General features: G+C 59.6%; 13 protein-coding genes. 3 read left to right on the top strand and 10 right to left on the bottom strand.

Features of this window, described 5'->3' with window-relative positions:
- Positions 1–40: 40 nt before the first annotated feature.
- A complete protein-coding gene (locus ABL922_RS03930) occupies positions 41–346 on the bottom strand; it encodes a hypothetical protein (protein ID WP_349022896.1) in 306 nt (101 codons plus the stop codon).
- 140 nt (positions 347–486) lie between these two features.
- On the opposite strand from ABL922_RS03930, the gene aqpZ reads away from it, so the two are divergent.
- Positions 487–1,188 (top strand): aquaporin Z, encoded by a 702-nt coding sequence (gene aqpZ, locus ABL922_RS03925; RefSeq protein WP_349022895.1) that lies wholly within the window; start codon positions 487–489, stop codon positions 1,186–1,188.
- 6 nt (positions 1,189–1,194) lie between these two features.
- On the opposite strand, the gene galU is transcribed toward aqpZ, so the two are convergent.
- The 6 genes from galU to ABL922_RS03895 all read right to left on the bottom strand — a co-directional run bounded on the left by galU (position 1,195) and on the right by ABL922_RS03895 (position 8,771).
- Positions 1,195–2,064, bottom strand: a complete 870-nt coding sequence (gene galU, locus ABL922_RS03920; protein WP_349022894.1) for a UTP--glucose-1-phosphate uridylyltransferase GalU — start codon at positions 2,062–2,064, stop codon at positions 1,195–1,197.
- A gap of 32 nt (positions 2,065–2,096) precedes the next feature.
- Positions 2,097–2,624 carry a peptide-methionine (S)-S-oxide reductase MsrA gene (gene msrA / locus ABL922_RS03915; protein ID WP_349022893.1) on the bottom strand — a complete coding sequence of 176 codons (528 nt, stop codon included), beginning with the start codon at positions 2,622–2,624 and terminating at the stop codon, positions 2,097–2,099.
- Positions 2,617–5,697, bottom strand: coding sequence for an efflux RND transporter permease subunit (locus tag ABL922_RS03910; RefSeq protein WP_349022892.1), 3,081 nt, complete (start codon positions 5,695–5,697; stop codon positions 2,617–2,619). Before ABL922_RS03910 ends, msrA begins: the two co-directional genes overlap by 8 nt.
- Positions 5,698–5,730: 33 nt before the next feature.
- Positions 5,731–6,792, bottom strand: a complete 1,062-nt coding sequence (locus tag ABL922_RS03905; RefSeq protein ID WP_349022891.1) for an efflux RND transporter periplasmic adaptor subunit — start codon at positions 6,790–6,792, stop codon at positions 5,731–5,733.
- Positions 6,793–6,876: 84 nt separating this feature from the next.
- Positions 6,877–7,860: a M48 family metalloprotease gene (locus ABL922_RS03900; RefSeq protein WP_349022890.1), complete on the bottom strand. Its 984-nt coding sequence runs from the start codon at positions 7,858–7,860 to the stop codon at positions 6,877–6,879.
- Positions 7,857–8,771 carry an L-threonylcarbamoyladenylate synthase gene (locus ABL922_RS03895; RefSeq protein WP_349022889.1) on the bottom strand — a complete coding sequence of 305 codons (915 nt, stop codon included), beginning with the start codon at positions 8,769–8,771 and terminating at the stop codon, positions 7,857–7,859. Before ABL922_RS03895 ends, ABL922_RS03900 begins: the two co-directional genes overlap by 4 nt.
- Positions 8,772–8,856: 85 nt before the next feature.
- On the opposite strand from ABL922_RS03895, the gene ABL922_RS03890 reads away from it, so the two are divergent.
- Together ABL922_RS03890 and ABL922_RS03885 are read left to right on the top strand one after the other, a co-directional pair.
- The gene (locus tag ABL922_RS03890; protein WP_349022888.1) at positions 8,857–10,587 is read left to right on the top strand and encodes an acyl-CoA dehydrogenase; all 1,731 of its coding nucleotides are present in this window, start codon (positions 8,857–8,859) and stop codon (positions 10,585–10,587) included.
- On the top strand, positions 10,584–11,399 hold the full coding sequence (locus tag ABL922_RS03885) for an ATP-binding protein (protein WP_349022887.1): 816 nt from the start codon (positions 10,584–10,586) through the stop codon (positions 11,397–11,399). Before ABL922_RS03890 ends, ABL922_RS03885 begins: the two co-directional genes overlap by 4 nt.
- On the opposite strand, the gene ABL922_RS03880 is transcribed toward ABL922_RS03885, so the two are convergent.
- The 3 genes from ABL922_RS03880 to lptG all read right to left on the bottom strand — a co-directional run bounded on the left by ABL922_RS03880 (position 11,396) and on the right by lptG (position 15,260).
- Entirely contained in the window at positions 11,396–12,559 is a 1,164-nt protein-coding gene (locus ABL922_RS03880) for an N-acetyltransferase (protein WP_349022886.1), read from the bottom strand. The two genes, ABL922_RS03885 and ABL922_RS03880, sit on opposite strands and share 4 nt — an antisense overlap.
- A gap of 65 nt (positions 12,560–12,624) precedes the next feature.
- The gene (locus ABL922_RS03875) at positions 12,625–14,169 is read right to left on the bottom strand and encodes an oligosaccharide flippase family protein (RefSeq protein ID WP_349022885.1); all 1,545 of its coding nucleotides are present in this window, start codon (positions 14,167–14,169) and stop codon (positions 12,625–12,627) included.
- A complete protein-coding gene (gene lptG, locus ABL922_RS03870) occupies positions 14,166–15,260 on the bottom strand; it encodes an LPS export ABC transporter permease LptG (protein ID WP_349022884.1) in 1,095 nt (364 codons plus the stop codon). Before lptG ends, ABL922_RS03875 begins: the two co-directional genes overlap by 4 nt.
- Between the last annotated feature and the right edge of the window lie 2 nt (positions 15,261–15,262).

The raw sequence follows: 15,262 nt of genomic DNA, 5'->3' as shown, positions 1-15,262 counted from the left end.
TTCGGCGGGCTTTTTGTTGGTCTATCGAGCGATGGGAAGCCTAGATATCGCGGTCTTTCTCGACCGCGATTTCGGCTTCAAGGGCCTCATATTGGATGCAGGCCTCGCGATCGCCATCGGCGCAATCTTCGCGCGCCTCGTCGCGTTTGCGCGCCAGCTTGCCCAGCCGCTCTTCCCTTTTCCGCATGTCCCGCCCGCGTTTTTCATCAGCTTCAGACTGGCTCGTCGTCATAACATCAGCGGTTTTCGAGACGACCTTTATCGGTGCCGTCACCACGTCCCCCACGACAGAGGCCACGCAGCCGGGAAGCAGAAAGGCCAGGGGCAAAATTGTGTAAGGACGCATGCATCTTCTCCGGTATGCTTGCCGGATAGCGCACACATACTGTCCTGTCTCTGAACAATAGACGCTTTGACAATTGAATTCGGACAAAGCGTGATAATCTCGTTTTGCCGCGCAACAAGCGGCACAGGAGGAGGAATTTCATGAGCAATATTCAACGCGGTATTGCCGAGTTCATCGGCACATTCTGGCTGGTTCTGGGTGGATGTGGCAGTGCGGTGATTTCAGCTGCCTTTCCAGAAGTCGGAATCGGTCTTTTGGGCGTATCGCTGGCCTTCGGGCTGACCGTGGTCACCATGGCCTTTGCCATAGGCCATATTTCGGGCTGCCACCTAAACCCGGCGGTTACCTTCGGGCTTTGGGCAGGCGGGCGCATCGATGGTAAAGACATACCTCTTTATGTGATTTCGCAAACCTTGGGCGCGATTGCCGCTGCCTTCACGCTCTATGTCATTGCGACAGGCCAAGCCGACTATTCGCTCGCGACCAACGGCCTCGCCGCCAACGGCGTCGGTGAAGCATCGCCCGGTGGCTATGCGATGATGACAGGCTTTCTGGTCGAGCTGCTGCTGACCTTTTTCTTCCTGTTCGTGATCATGGGCGCCACCGATGCCAAGGCACCTGCGGGCTTCGCTCCGCTGGCGATCGGCCTCATGCTGGCGCTGATCCACCTGATCTCGATCCCGGTGACCAACACCTCGGTCAACCCGGCACGCAGCACCGGCCCGGCGCTGGTCGTCGGCGGGCTTGCCTTGCAACAGCTATGGCTGTTCTGGGTCGCACCGATCCTTGGCGGACTGCTCGGCGGTTTCGTTTATAAGGAACTCAACAAGACTGCTGGTTAAAACTGCCTATCCGACGAGGCGCCGTGCCATAGCGCGGACCTCGTCGGCCATATCGGGCCGGGAGAGTGCCACGGCCAGATTGGCCTCGATATAGCCGGTCTTTGATCCGCAGTCATAACGCGCACCATCGAAAGTGACGGCGTGGAAAGGCTGGTTGCCGATCATCTGCGCCATCGCATCGGTCAACTGGATTTCATCGCCGGCCCCCTTGCCCTGATGTTCGAGCACACGCATCACTTCGGGCTGCAGGATGTAGCGACCTGAAATGATCAGATTAGATGGCGCTGCCTCGACCGCTGGTTTCTCGACCAAGCCTTTGACCTCGGTCAGCTTGCCTTGCGCGTTACCGGGGTCGATAACGCCATAGCTCGATACCTGTTCATGCGGTACTTCGAGCACGCTCAACAAATTGCCACCAACGCGGTTATATTCTGCCACCATCTGCGCCATGCAGCCGGGCGTGCCGTGCATGAACTCATCGGGCAGGAAAATGGCAAAGGGTTCATCGCCCACTATATCGCGCGCGCACCAGATTGCGTGACCCAGCCCCATCGGCTCTTGCTGGCGGACATAGGCGCAATTTCCCGGTCCCAAACGGGTCGGCTCAAGCACCGAAATATCCTTGCCACGGTCGGTCATCGTCCGCTCAAGCTCATAGGCGATGTCGAAATGATCCTCGATCGCGCTCTTGCCGCGACCAGTGACGAAGATCATCTGCTCGATACCCGCCTCACGTGCCTCATCGACCGCATATTGGATTAGCGGGCGATCGACCACCGGCAGCATCTCTTTCGGGATCGCCTTGGTTGCGGGAAGGAAGCGGGTGCCGAGCCCGGCTACAGGGAAGACGGCCTTACGGATGGGTTTGTGCGTCATGGCCTAAACCATAGCGAAACAGAGTTAAATGTCTATGGCACCAGCTTTTCCGCAAAGCCCTTTTTCAACTTGGCAAGCTTTGGCGGGATGACTGCGAGGCAATAGGGATTGCGCTGCCCTTCGCCATCCCAATAGTCCTGATGATAATCCTCCGCCGGATACCAGGTCGCCGAACTTTCGATCGTTGTGACGATGGGTGCAGGCCAATCGGCTTGGGCCCGGGCAATCGCTGCTTCCGCTTCGGCGCACTGCTCGTCATCGAGCGGGAATAGTGCCGAACGATACTGCGTTCCGATATCATTACCCTGCCGGTTGAGCTGGGTCGGATCATGCGTCGCAAAATGAATGTCGAGCAGGTCGGCATAGCCGATCACGTCGGGGTCATAGCCGATCCGGATCGCTTCGGCATGGCCTGTGGTGCCACTACACACCGACTTGTAATCGGGGTTTTCGACGCTGCCGCCGATATAACCGCTTTCGACCGAATTCACGCCGTCCAGTTGCTTGAACACCGCCTCGGTGCACCAGAAACATCCGCCCGCAATAATTGCCTCAGCCACTTGTCGCTTCCTTTGCCAAACGCGCGGCCTCTTTTTTCTCTTCGCGACCGCGCACTACCAGCAGATACATGGCGGGCGTGACAATGCGCGACAAGAGGGTCGAGGAAATAAGTCCACCGATCAGAACAATCGCCAATGGTCCGTAAAGGCTGCCTCCAAACATAGCGAGCGGGAGCAATCCGCCGATGGCGGTCACCGAAGTTAGCAGTACGGGTAGGAAACGCACTTCCCCCGCCTGCTCGATGGCATCGCGCAGCCCTAGCCCGCGTTGGCGCAGCTGCGAAGTGAAGTCGACGAGCAGGATCGAATTTTTGATCTCGATCCCTATTAGCGCAACGAAACCGATGACGGCTAGAAAAGACAAATTATTCCCTGTCACCACTAGTGCAATGAGCCCGCCAAAGGTACCCAGCGGAATGACGCCCGCGACCACCAGCGCCTCTCGGAACTCGCCAAATTCGGCAACCAGAATCCCGAAAATGATGAACACTGCGATCAGGATAACCGGGCCAAAGCCGGAGAAAGTATCGTTGATCTTTTCCGCTTCGCCGCCTACGCGGATCGCATAGCCAAGCGGTAGTTTAAGCTTGTCGAGCTCTGCTTTCGCCGCCTGCGTGACTTTCGAAGGCAATGCGCCGTCCTGCGTTTGCGCGGTAATTTCAACCGTGCGCTCCAGATTACGCCGTGTGATCAGCGGCGCGACGGCCACCAGTTGCGGATCTGTAATCTCTCCCAACGCCACCGGCGCTCCACTGCGCGTGGCGACGTAGATCTGATCGAGCGCAGACACCGGCTGGGTGTTGTTCAGCGGCAGGCGGACCGTCACCGGATAGCTATCGCCTTCATTGTCACGGAAGCTACCGGCACGTTCGCCCGACAAGGCCAGTCTTATAATCCGACGCGGCGATCCCGCCGGAACATCGAGCAAGGCCGCCTTGCCTTCGTCGATCTGCATATCAAGATCGAGCCGGTCGGTCGCAACGGGGTTCACGACATCGCGCGTGCCGGGAACCTTGTGCAATACCGCCTGCACTTGACCCGCCAATTCCTTGAGGACCTTCAAATCGGGGCCGACAACGCGGAATTCGACGGGCGCATTGATTGGAGCGCCGTTCTGGAACAGCACCAGCTTGACCCGCGCGCCACTGATCGCATCAAATTTTTTTCGCAGTCGCTCGACCATCGCCATGCTTTCCTCGCCGCGCCAGCGATCCATGACGGCCAGAACTTCGCCAATTGTGCTGGTTTCGGCAGTTTCAAAGCTGTTGTAGAATACCGAGGGGTTCTTGCGACCGACATTTTCGGCGCGAACCTGAATCGAGGGTTCCTTGGCAAGAATTTCCGACGCCTTGCGGACGATCCGGCCGGTTTCGTCGAGACTGGTCCCTTGTTCTGCCTGTACGGTGACGCGGAAATAAGACGAATCCGCATTCGGAAACAGGCTGAAGCCCAAAACGGGCACCAGCGCAAATGCCCCGATGGTCAGCGCAAGAGCGCCCCATACCGTCTGCCTCGGATTTTCGAGGGCTTTGTGCAGCACTGGTCGGTAAAAGCGATCGATTTTTTCCATAAGCCAGCGGAGCAGCGGATTGCCATGTTCATCTCCATCGCGTTTGAGCAAACCACTGGCGAGAAATGGTATGATTGTCAGCGAAATCACAAGCGACGCTGTTACGGTGAAAATAATCGTGCAGATGAAGCTCACAATGAATTTGCCCGCACCTTCGGGCAAGAACAGCATCGGAACGAAAGCGAATACGAGCACGCCCGTCGATCCTAGCACCGCAAGGCTGATTTCTTTTGTTCCGTCAATCGCCGCCTGCATTCGCTCCTTGCCCATGCGCAGATGGCGCGACACATTTTCGATCACCACGATCGAATCGTCGACGAGCAGGCCCAGCGAGAGGATGAAGCCGGCAACCACCAGCTGGCTGAGATTGAAGCCCATGGCATAAACCGCGACCAAACCTGAAGCGAGCGAAAGAGGGATCGACACCATCACGATCAGTGCGGCACGCCAACCCAAGGGTAATAGCGTGAACATCACAAGGAACAAGGCGAGCGAGAAATCACGCGCCAGTTCGGCGAGCCGCTTGGCAATGTCGCGGCTCTGGTCAAATTGCAGCACCACCTCGATATCGGGCGGCAGAACCTTTTTCTGGTTTTCCAGCTCCTCCATCAACGCGTTGCGCAGCTTGGTGGCGTCTGTGCCCGCTTTCTGGTTGGCGGTGATCCAGGTCGCGCGCTTGCCATTGTGATAGACGCGCGAGCGGGTTTCTTCTGCGCCCCAAAAGACATCGGCGACATCGCCGACGCGCAGGATCGTGCCCTCATTCGATCGCAACGGCAGATTGCGAATAGTGTCGAGCGATTTGAACGCCCCGCCTGCTTCAACATTGAAGCGCCTTATGCCACTGACCACCGCGCCACTCGATACATCGGCCCCGCCCAGTTTCAGGGCATCGGCGATGCTGCTGGCTGGCAGGCGCAGCTCGGCGAGCCGCTCGGGCTTGATGGCAACGGTTACTTCGGGTTGAGACAGACCGTGGACTTCGGACTCGCGCACCGCCGTATAGCGCGAAAAGGCCTCGCTGATGTCACGGCCATATTTTTCCATCCGCCGCCAGCTCGCAGTCTCGCTGACTAGGGCGATCTGCAGCACCGACGCGTTGGTGGTGCGCATTTTCTTGAAATCGAGCCGCGCCAGATCAGCGGGCAGGCGGCTGCGGATTGCGGTGACTTCGCGCACGGTATCATTGAAGTAACGGTCTGGATCGCCCGACCAGTCAAATTCAGCCCGAATGACCGAGCTACTGTCATTGCTGGTCGAGACGATTTCCTTAACGTCTTCCAGCCCCTGCATCAGCTCTTCGATGGGCTTGGCGACGGTTTGCTCCATTTCCTCAGCATCGGCCCCGGGTTGGACGGCGGTGATGACGACAACGGGCAGCGGGAAATGCGGATCGACGGCGCGGGGAATTGAGGTGAAGGCCGAATAGCCAAGCGCAATCAACAGGCTGAACATCACCAGCGTCAATTGCCAGCGCCGGATGGCAAATTCGGTGACGTTCATGCGCGTGCCGCCCGACCCGTTGGTTGCTGCATATCAGCCGGGTGCCCGCGTCATGCGCACCTTGGCACCAGTGCGCAGCTTTTCGGCACCCGATGTCACCAGCAGATCGCCTTGCTTCAATCCACCGGTAATGATCACGAAACCGTCGGTAACCCGTTCTATGGCCACGTTGCGCGTTTCCACCCGCTCGGTCTTGGCATCAACAATGTAAACCAGCCCTTCATTGGCCCGCATCCCAAAAATCGCGCTCGCCGGAATCTGCAGCGCGCCGTCATCGCCCGCAGGCAGCTTGATGCTCGCCGTACCAATCTGGCCCGATTTGAGCTGCGCCGAAGGCGGCAGGCTGAATTGAATGGTGAAGGCGCCGGTCGCCTGATTGGCGCGACCGTCAATCTCGCTGATTGTGGCGGTCACCGGGGCCGAACCCAGCGCCGGCAGGTTGATTTCAGCCGCCATGCCAATGCGCAATTTAGAGGCGCTGCGATCGATGACAGGGGCGCGGAAGACGAAACCGTCGTCACCTTCGCCCAGAATGAGCGCAGGCGTGCCTGCCGCAATCACCTGCCCCGGCTGGACATTGCGGGTGAGCACGACACCGCTCGATGGAGCATAAAGCTGAGCTGTGCCGCGCGCGAAGCCCGCCTGCGCAACGCGGGCGCCAGCGGCCTTGGCGGCGGCTTCGGCAGCTTCAAAGCGGGATTTGGTCACCCAGCCTTCAGCATAAAGCTGTTTGATGCGTTCGAACTCGGACTGCGCTCGGCTGCGTTCAGCCTCGGCCACATTCAGGTCGGCGCCGACACTGGTGGTGTCGAGTGCGGCGAGTAAAGCCCCACGCTTCACGAAATTACCTTCCTCGAAACGGACGGTTGCGACCTTGCCCGGCGTGGTGAACCCCAGCGGGGTTTCACGGCGATAGCGAACCGTGCCCACGGCGCTTACCGTCTGCAGCATATTGCTCGGCTGGACAGCCATCACCTGAACAGGAAAAACTTCCTCGCTGAGCGCGGCTTTGCCAGCTTCCTTCTCCCCGCAGCCGTAAAGCAGCGGCGTTAGCAAAAGCGCCGTGATAGCAAGGCGATGTGCGCGACCGGACACGTTCCCTCCCATTATATCCTTGGTTGCACTTGGTAGGGGAATCAGAGCCGCAAGGGAACAGTCGATTGCATTTCGCAATGCAATTTATTGCTTTGCCCTATGTGCCGCCAGCAAGGGCGGATCGCGCTGGCCTTCATTGGCGGAAGACTGGGCCATAAGGTCAATTTCTTTGCGCAACATCGCCACCCGTGTCTGCCAGCGATAATGGGTTGGCGCGCTGAATATACCGAGGCCGGTGGCCTTGCCATAGCGTTGCCAGAATGTAATCGCCGCTTCGGGATCATAACCGGCATTGGCCATCAGCCATATTGACAGCCTGTCGGCCTCTGCCTCGGTCGCCTTGATGACTTTGGTTTTGCCGCGCTTTGTTGCCTCAATAAGCGGCCGGTGATCGAGCAGGTTGTGCGCCATTTCATGCGCGACAACCGCCGCCAGTTCATCATCGTCGAGCACATAGTCGATCAACCCGCTGGTCACCCGCACCCGCACGCCGTCGGCGCCTGCATCACGCTTTGCGTGCGCATCGACCCAGAAATCGGAGGCGCAGATTGCAGGGGAATCGAGCAGAAAATCGCGACGGCCTTTTTCGGTGTCAATCTGGAACGGGATAGGCCTGCCTTCGGAAAGCCGGGTCGCAAACTCGTCACGCAGCCCGTCAATCCGCTCTGACGAGGGCTGGTGGCGTTTCGGCTCTGGACCATACCAGACCACGCTGCCATCGGCACCAAACAACCCGTCTCCGGGCGCGAGTCCCGCGCGTTGCGCAGGCCCGCCTTCTACCACTGCGGCGATGCTTATCGGTTGGCGAAAAGTGAAAACACGGCGGGCCAGCCCAAGATCGGGATATTGGCGTTCATCGTGCAATACCCAACCGGGGTTGCGCCACTTGTTCCGGCAAAAATCCGCACTGCCCTTTGCAAGATGATAGCCAATCGTCGCGAGCCGCACGTCCTTTGCAATCAGCTCCTGATGGGCGACAACGACCGGGTCTTTGGGTTCCTCGTCCCGCGTCGCGGCAACCGCTCCGAAAAGTGCGATAGTGGCGAAGAACAAAGTGAACAGCTTCACGCAGCCGCCCGTCGCAGTCGGTCGTTGATGGCAACGCCGATGCCTTCATCGGGGATGGAGGTGATGGCGATGGCCTTTTTGGCACTCGCATCAGCTTTATGCAGAGCATCGAAGAGGTGCGCGGCGGCTTCGGCTAGGTCGCCCTCGGTCGACAGATTGTCATCCCCGGCTATGCCGCCATAACCGATATGCCACTCATCTGATACCGCTTCAGTCACGTTCAGCCGCACCGGCTTGGATGGCGCATAATGACTGGCCAGTTGCCCGGGCGCCTCGAATTTGGCTTCGGTCACCGGCAAGGGAGGCTCGCCGAGCAGATGCGCAATCTCGTCCGCAGTAACTGGGCCGGGGCGCAACAATTGCCAGCCATTTTCCCGCACCGCGACGATGGTCGATTCAAGCCCCGCCGCGCAGGGCCCTGCATCGAGCACGAGCGGCATCGCATCGCCAAAGCTGCGCGCGACATGTTCGGCGCGGGTCGGGCTGATGCCGCCGCTGCGATTGGCCGAGGGTGCCGCGAGAAACAATCCGCTCTGCCTGAGCACCGCCTGCATTACCGGATGCGCAGGGCAGCGGAGCGCGATAGTCGGCAGGCCAGCGGTGACTGCTTTGGCCACCGGTGCATCAGGTTGCAACGGCAACACCAAGGTCAAGGGACCCGGCCAGAAGCGGAAGGCGAGCATCGATGCCCGATCGTCAAACTGTGCCAGCCGTTCGGCCGCAGCATGATCGGGCACATGCACAATAAGCGGATTGAAATCGGGCCGACCCTTGGTGCGATAGATTTGGGCCACCGCTTCGGCATTCGACGCATCTGCGGCCAGCCCATATACCGTCTCCGTCGGAATCGCGACAACATCGCCCACAAGCAGCCGTTCCACCGCGTCCGCGATCGCCGCGGAGTCGGCCATTGCTATGCGGCCATGTCCTAGGGGATTTGAGCCTGTCATCATACCGCGCTATAGGCCGGGAAACCCGCAAGCAACAGGCCTCAAAATGACATTCACCGCACCGGTTACCGAACAGCTTTTCGTCCTGAAGCATATCACAGGAATTGACGAACTCGCCGCGCATGCGCGCTTTGGCGATGCCAGCCCCGATATGGTCGAGGCGATTGTCGCCGGAATCGGTGAATTTGCCGCAGCGGAATTCTATCCGTTGCGCCGGATTGGCGACACGGTGGGGGCGCGGCTGGTCGACGGGCAGGTCGTCATGCCCGAAGGATTTGTCGACGCATATAAGGCCTATGTCGCCAATGGCTGGGGGTCGATCAACGCGCCTGCGGACTTTGGCGGGCAGGGCCTGCCCTTCAGCCTCGCCACCGTAGCGCTCGATTCGCTGGGCGCAGCGAACATGGCCTTTGCGCTTTGCCCGATCCTTTCGGTCGGTTCGATCGAGGCGATCAACCATCATGGTTCGGACGCGCAAAAGGCGATGTATTTGCCCAGACTGTCCACCGGCGCATGGACCGGAACGATGAACCTGACCGAGCCGCAGGCAGGATCCGACGTCGGCGCGCTCAAATCGACCGCGACCCCGCGCGGCGACGGCACTTACCAGATCAAGGGTACCAAGATTTTCATCAGCTTTGGCGATCATGACATGGCGGGCAATATCGTCCACCTCGTCCTCGCCCGCACCCCCGATGCACCCGCGGGCACCAAGGGCATTTCGCTTTTCCTCGTCCCCAAATATCGGGTCAATGGCGATGGTTCGCTCGGCGAACGCAACGATGTGAAGGTCGTGTCGATCGAACATAAAATGGGCATCAACGCATCGCCGACCTGCGTATTGGCATTTGGCGAAGAAGGCGATTGCATCGGTGAGTTGATCGGGCCTGAATTTGGCGGGATGCGCGCGATGTTCACAATGATGAACAATGCCCGTCTCAATGTCGGCCTCGAAGGGGTGCAGATTGCTGAGGCCGCGACGCAAAAGGCGGTCGCCTTCGCCCGCGATCGTGTCCAGTCGGCGCGAGCAGGCGGAACCAGTCGCGATTCGGTTGCCATCGTCGAGCATCCCGACGTCCGCCGCATGCTGATGCGGATGAAGGCGGGAACACAGGCGATCCGCGCACTGCTTTACTGCGCCTCTGGATTTGTCGACCGCGCAGCCCTGGGCATAGAAGGCGCCCAGGAAATGGTCGATCTGCTGACACCGCTTGCCAAAACCTATGGCACCGACATGGGCAGCGAGATTGCCTCGCTCGGCATCCAGGTACATGGCGGCATGGGCTTTATCGAAGAAACCGGCGCGGCGCAGCTGTATCGCGACATCCGCATAGCTGCGATTTACGAGGGCACCAATGGCATTCAGGCAGCCGATCTGGTCGGCCGCAAACTCGGCATGCGCGGCGGTGATGCGGTGCGCGAGCATCTGGCAAAGATCGGGCAAGAGGCAGGCGAACATGCCGCACTCAAGGCGCTTGCGGGCGCCTGTACCGAGGTAGCCGAATGGATGATTGGTAGCGCCTCGACTGACGACAAGCTCGCTGGCAGCTATCCATTCACCACGATGATGGCGGTCGCGACCTGCGGCAGCCTGATGGCGAAACAGTTGCAGGTTGCTGAGGCAGAAGGCGGTAATACGCCATTCCTGAAAGCCAAGATCGCCAGCTGCCGCTATTATCTCGACGTGATGGTGCCCGAGGCGCTGTCGCTCAAAGGCAGTGCAATGGCGGGAGCGGACTTGCTCTATGCATTGGATGCCGAAGGGCTGGCGGCTTGAGCGAAGATCTGCTCCGCCGCATCGCCGATGCGCTGGAACGGCTTGCGCCGCCGAGGGGCGAACCGGCAGACCTTTCTGCCCACCCCGCCTACCATTGGGACGGCCGAACGCTTGCCGCCGTCACTACTTTCGCCCCACTTCCCGCCAGCCTGATCGTCGGCGTCCACCGGCAAAAAGAAGCCATAACCGAAAACAGCCGCCGCCTTGCCCAAGGCCATGCCGCGCATGATGTGCTTCTCTGGGGTGCGCGCGGGATGGGAAAGTCGGCACTGGTCAAATCGGTGACCGGCGCTTTGCAGGCGCAGGGCTTACCGCTCGCATTGGTCGAAACCACCGCAGACCAGCTGGCCAGCCTGCCGCATCTGTTCGCGCTGCTTGGCAAATCCGAGCGCCGTTTCGTCTTGTTCATCGACGATATGGCGTTCGAAGGCGACGATGCCGGCCCACGCCGCTTGCGATCGATGCTCGAGGGCGGATCGGAAGCGCGTCCCGCCAATGTCCGGCTTTATGTGACCTCGAACCGACGCAACATCGTCGAGCGGCGACAGGATGACGAAGATGCCGCCGTCAATGCGCGCGATGTTGCCGATGACCGGCTCGCGCTAGCCGACCGTTTCGGGCTCAAGCTGGGTTTTCAATATCCCGACCAGCCCGCCTTCCTCGAAATGGTCGCCGCTTACGCCGCGCATTTCGGGCTCGACTGGGACGAGGCAGACGCCCTCGCCTTTGCCCACCAGCGCGGTGGCCGCTCGGGCCGCGTGGCGTGGCACTATGCGGTGGAACTGGCCGGACGCGAAGGCCGCAGCCTTTAGAGCGTTTTTTCGTATATCCGGTAGATCTTGTTCACCTTGCCGCCGACGGCTTCACCCACCGAAACCATCGGCCCGTTCGACGACAGCACCCAACCGAAATCGCCGCGCGTTGCGCCGAATTTGGTGATCGCATCGCGGCGGATGTATTCGATGAGCATGAAAGCCAGTTGGCCCGCCATGCGCGTGCCCTGAAGCTTTTTGACCACGCCCATCAACGGTACGCGCATCGTCGTCACCTGCGGCGTGCCGACATTCAGCCACCAGAGCAGCTTGGCCCAATTGAACGGCCATAATGAGCCGCCATATTTGACCAGCTGCTCGTTGAGATCGGGTACAGTCATCATGAAAGCGACCGGTTCACCGTCGATTTCGGCAATGCGGATCAGGTCTTCAAAGACGATCGGTTTCAGCTTCTTACCTGCATAGGCTACTTCTGCGGGCGTGAAGGGAACGAAGCCCCAATTGTCGCTCCATGCATCATTGAGGATCGACAGGATCAACGCCGCTTCCTCGTCAAATTTACGCTTGTTAACGCGGCGGATGTGGATCTTGCCGCTTTTTTCTCCCATCGCAACGATGCGCCGGGTCAATTCGGGGAAGTCTTCGACGATTGGCAACGCATAAGTGTAGAGGTCCTCGACCTTCTGATACCCCGCCGCCTCAATCCAGCCCTGATAAGCCGCACTGTTGAACCCCATCATCACTGTCGGCGGATGGTCATGCCCCTCGATCAGCAAACCCGGCTCATCCCACATCGCGAAACTGACCGGACCGAGCATTTTGGTCATGCCCTTGGCGCGCAGCCATTTTTCGGCTTCGGCGAGCAATGCGTTGCCAATCTCTGCGCTCTCCGCCTCGTAAAATCCCCAAAAGCCGGTGCCGGGGCCCATGCCCTGTTCGACCGGCTGCTTGAGTGCGAGATGGTCGATATGCGCCGAAATCCGGCCGACCACCTGCCCGGCACGGCGCGCTAGGAAAAGTTGTGCCTCGGCATGTTCGAACCAGGGGTTCTTGGTGGGCGTGAGGAGGCCATATACCTCATCCTTTAGCGGCGGCACCCAGTTCGGGTCGCTCGCGTAAAGGCGGAAAGGCAGGTCAACAAACTCCGCCAGCGCCTTTTTCCCGTTCACCGGCGTAACGCGCACTTCGCCTGCCTGCATGCTCTCCAACCTCCTAGTCACTGTTACAGCATCTTATGCGGACCTGTGTGACGCTCGACAACGGTTTACAAGCGCAATCGAGCCGCCAGTTTGCCAAGACCGGCTTTGTCCTCCCGAACAAGTCCCAGTTTCAAAATCAACCACAAAGTGGGGAAGAACAGAGCAAGCAAAGTCAGCGCCCGGATACGCTGGCCAAATCCGGCAACCACTTCTCCCGCCACCCAGAGGAGCGCGATACCTGCAAGGCTGGCGAGCAGCGCGCGCCAGAAACCAAATCCGAACGGCGATAGGCGATCGCTCCACCAAAGTTCGAAAATCGCCAGCAAGGCCGTGACGATGATAGCAGCGGTCACCGATACCGCCATACCTACCGCCTGCGCCAAGGGAACGAGCCATGCCGCGAGGCCCAGCCACAGCGCCAAACCCAATATGCTGTTGATCAAAGGCAATGCACGATGCCCTGTCATCTCGACAATCGGCGTCGCGGGCCCGAGCGCAGCTTCAACCGACCGGCCGAGCAGCAGGATAAGGACAACCGGCAACGCCGCCTCTGCGCCAGGTGCAAAAGCAGTTAGAACATCTGCCGCAACCAGCATCATGAACCCGGCTATCGGCAACGCGAACAACACGGATATATGGGTTGAAAAGCTGAATAGAGGTCCGATCTCCCTCCTTTTCGTTGCCGCCTGCGCCGATGAAAGTGGAGCGAGGACATAAAGAAACGACAAGCGGACAATCAGCGGGATCGAGGCAATTTTGCGTGCGATTCCAAACAGCCCTGCCGCAGTGGCGCCCGACACGCCAGGCAACATCAAGTTGAGCAATATAGGCGGCAAATCGCTGTAAACGCGGCGCGCCAGCCAAGGCGGCTGTAGTGCTATTCCAGCCTTGATCGCCTCACGCCGCAGCGCCATTGGAACCGGAACATGCAGCAACAGATGCAAGTCGAAAAAGCGACCCAGCAACTGCCACGACAGGATGCTCGTCAGCACCAATGATGCGAGGTGCCCGAGCAGCAGACCTTCGACACCAAAGCCTGCAAAATAGAACAGCGCTGCAAAAACCAGCCGTGCAACCTGTTCCCAGAAAATGCGCAAACGGATTTCCGGGCCGAATGCGCGCATTGCCCTGGCGGCGCCCGTTGCAATTTCGATGAATATCCACAACGGCAGGCTGAAGGCAAATATGGCGATCGCCCGTGGTAAAATCGGTCGGACGGACTCAGGTGCGGAAATGGATTCGGCGATCCAAGGCGCTGCCAGCGCAACGATCACCGCGACGACAAGGCCGGCGCCGGTGCCCGCCAGCAAAGCAAAGCGCACAGCCGCGTGCTGCCGTTCCCGATCCCCGGTTGCCGGCACAATGCGTTGCAACGCCTTTGCCAAACCAAGATCGAACAGATCCGTCAGGATATTGATCGCAGCCCACAAAACAACATAGACGCCGTAGCCTGCGAGACCAAACATCCACGTATATGCAGGCTGAGCTATGACCTCAATCAGCGCACCGAGCCGCGCCACCGCCGCCAGCCCTGCACCTTTGGCGACATCCTTGCGATCAATGGTCTGCGCCTGCGCCCCGATCAGCGCCTCTTCTTGCGGCCCGCTCATTCCTCAGTACGGACCAGCACCGTTTCGCCGATCAGCAAGAACAGCAGAAAGGGCGCCCATGCCGCAATAAATGGCGGGTAAGCGCCCAAATTACCCATCGCCAAGGCAAAATTGTCGGCCACAAAATAGGCAAAGCCCAACGCCATCCCGACCACGGCCCGCAGGAATAGCGCGCCGGAACGCGCCAGTCCAAAGGCCGCCACAGCCCCCAACAGAGGCATCAGCAGCGCCGACAAGGGCCCCGAAATCTTGTGCCACAATATGCCTTCGAGCGTATCAGTTCGACGCCCGGCTGCCTTCAGATCGTCTATGGCGTGCATCAGCGGCACGAAACCCAGCGCATCGCCATCAACCTTTATTCGGTTGAACCGCTCGGGCTCAATCCCGCGTCCAACAATCAGTTCGGGCAACTTTTCTTGCTCGGCTTTGGCAACATCGAAAATCTCGATATTCTCAAGCTTCCATGCGCCGTCGCTAAGGCTGCCGGATTCCGCCTGAATTACGCGCTTAAGGCTGCCTTCGTTACGCTGGTAAACGCGAATTCCCTGCAATTTTGTGGCGTTCCCCTTCCCCGAAACCATGCGCACCTGAACCAGGTCGCGCCCCTCGCGCACCCAGACATTTGTGCGGATGCCATCATCCTTGGGCACAGAACCGTATTCGACGTCCTGCCAGACCTTCAGCTTGGCGGTTGCAGGGGCGACCACCGTTTCGTTGAAAACAAACGACACACCGGCAACCAGCAGGCTTGCCGCCAGCATCGGCGCCAATATCTGGTGCGCCGAAAGGCCCGCCGCCTTCATCGCCACCACTTCGCTGTTCTGGCTGAGCGTCGCAAAAGTTATCAGTGTCGCCAGCAGCACCGAAAAGGGCAGGAAGCGGGCTATGATCTGCGGCGCGCGCATCCCTACATAGCGCCAAAGGTCGGATTCGCTGTTGCCTGCGACCGAGAGGATCTTGCCGCTTTCGCCCAACAGATCGAGCGTCTGCAGCACCAGCACCAGCATAAGCAACACGGCAAGCGTGCGGACGAGGAACAGCCGCGCCATATACCAGCCGATCTGGCGCGATGGGAAGAATTGCAGCCGCACCG

It is taken from the genome of Sphingorhabdus sp. (assembly GCF_040079335.1).
Lineage (GTDB): Bacteria > Pseudomonadota > Alphaproteobacteria > Sphingomonadales > Sphingomonadaceae > Sphingorhabdus_B.
The sequence above is the reverse complement of the archived record's forward strand: the minus strand, read 5'-3'. Positions and strand labels throughout refer to the sequence as shown.

Bases quoted from the DNA above. Each gene is read 5' to 3' on its own strand.
- ABL922_RS03880 (WP_349022886.1), bottom strand. From the start codon at position 12,559: ATGCAGGCAGGCGAAGTGCGCGTTACGCCGGTGAACGGGAAAAAGGCG.
- galU (WP_349022894.1), bottom strand. From the start codon at position 2,064: ATGACGCACAAACCCATCCGTAAGGCCGTCTTCCCTGTAGCCGGGCTC.
- ABL922_RS03930 (WP_349022896.1), bottom strand. From the start codon at position 346: ATGCGTCCTTACACAATTTTGCCCCTGGCCTTTCTGCTTCCCGGCTGC.
- ABL922_RS03875 (WP_349022885.1), bottom strand. From the start codon at position 14,169: ATGAGCGGGCCGCAAGAAGAGGCGCTGATCGGGGCGCAGGCGCAGACC.
- ABL922_RS03895 (WP_349022889.1), bottom strand. From the start codon at position 8,771: ATGGCCGACTCCGCGGCGATCGCGGACGCGGTGGAACGGCTGCTTGTG.
- ABL922_RS03910 (WP_349022892.1), bottom strand. From the start codon at position 5,697: ATGAACGTCACCGAATTTGCCATCCGGCGCTGGCAATTGACGCTGGTG.
- aqpZ (WP_349022895.1), top strand. From the start codon at position 487: ATGAGCAATATTCAACGCGGTATTGCCGAGTTCATCGGCACATTCTGG.
- ABL922_RS03890 (WP_349022888.1), top strand. From the start codon at position 8,857: ATGACATTCACCGCACCGGTTACCGAACAGCTTTTCGTCCTGAAGCAT.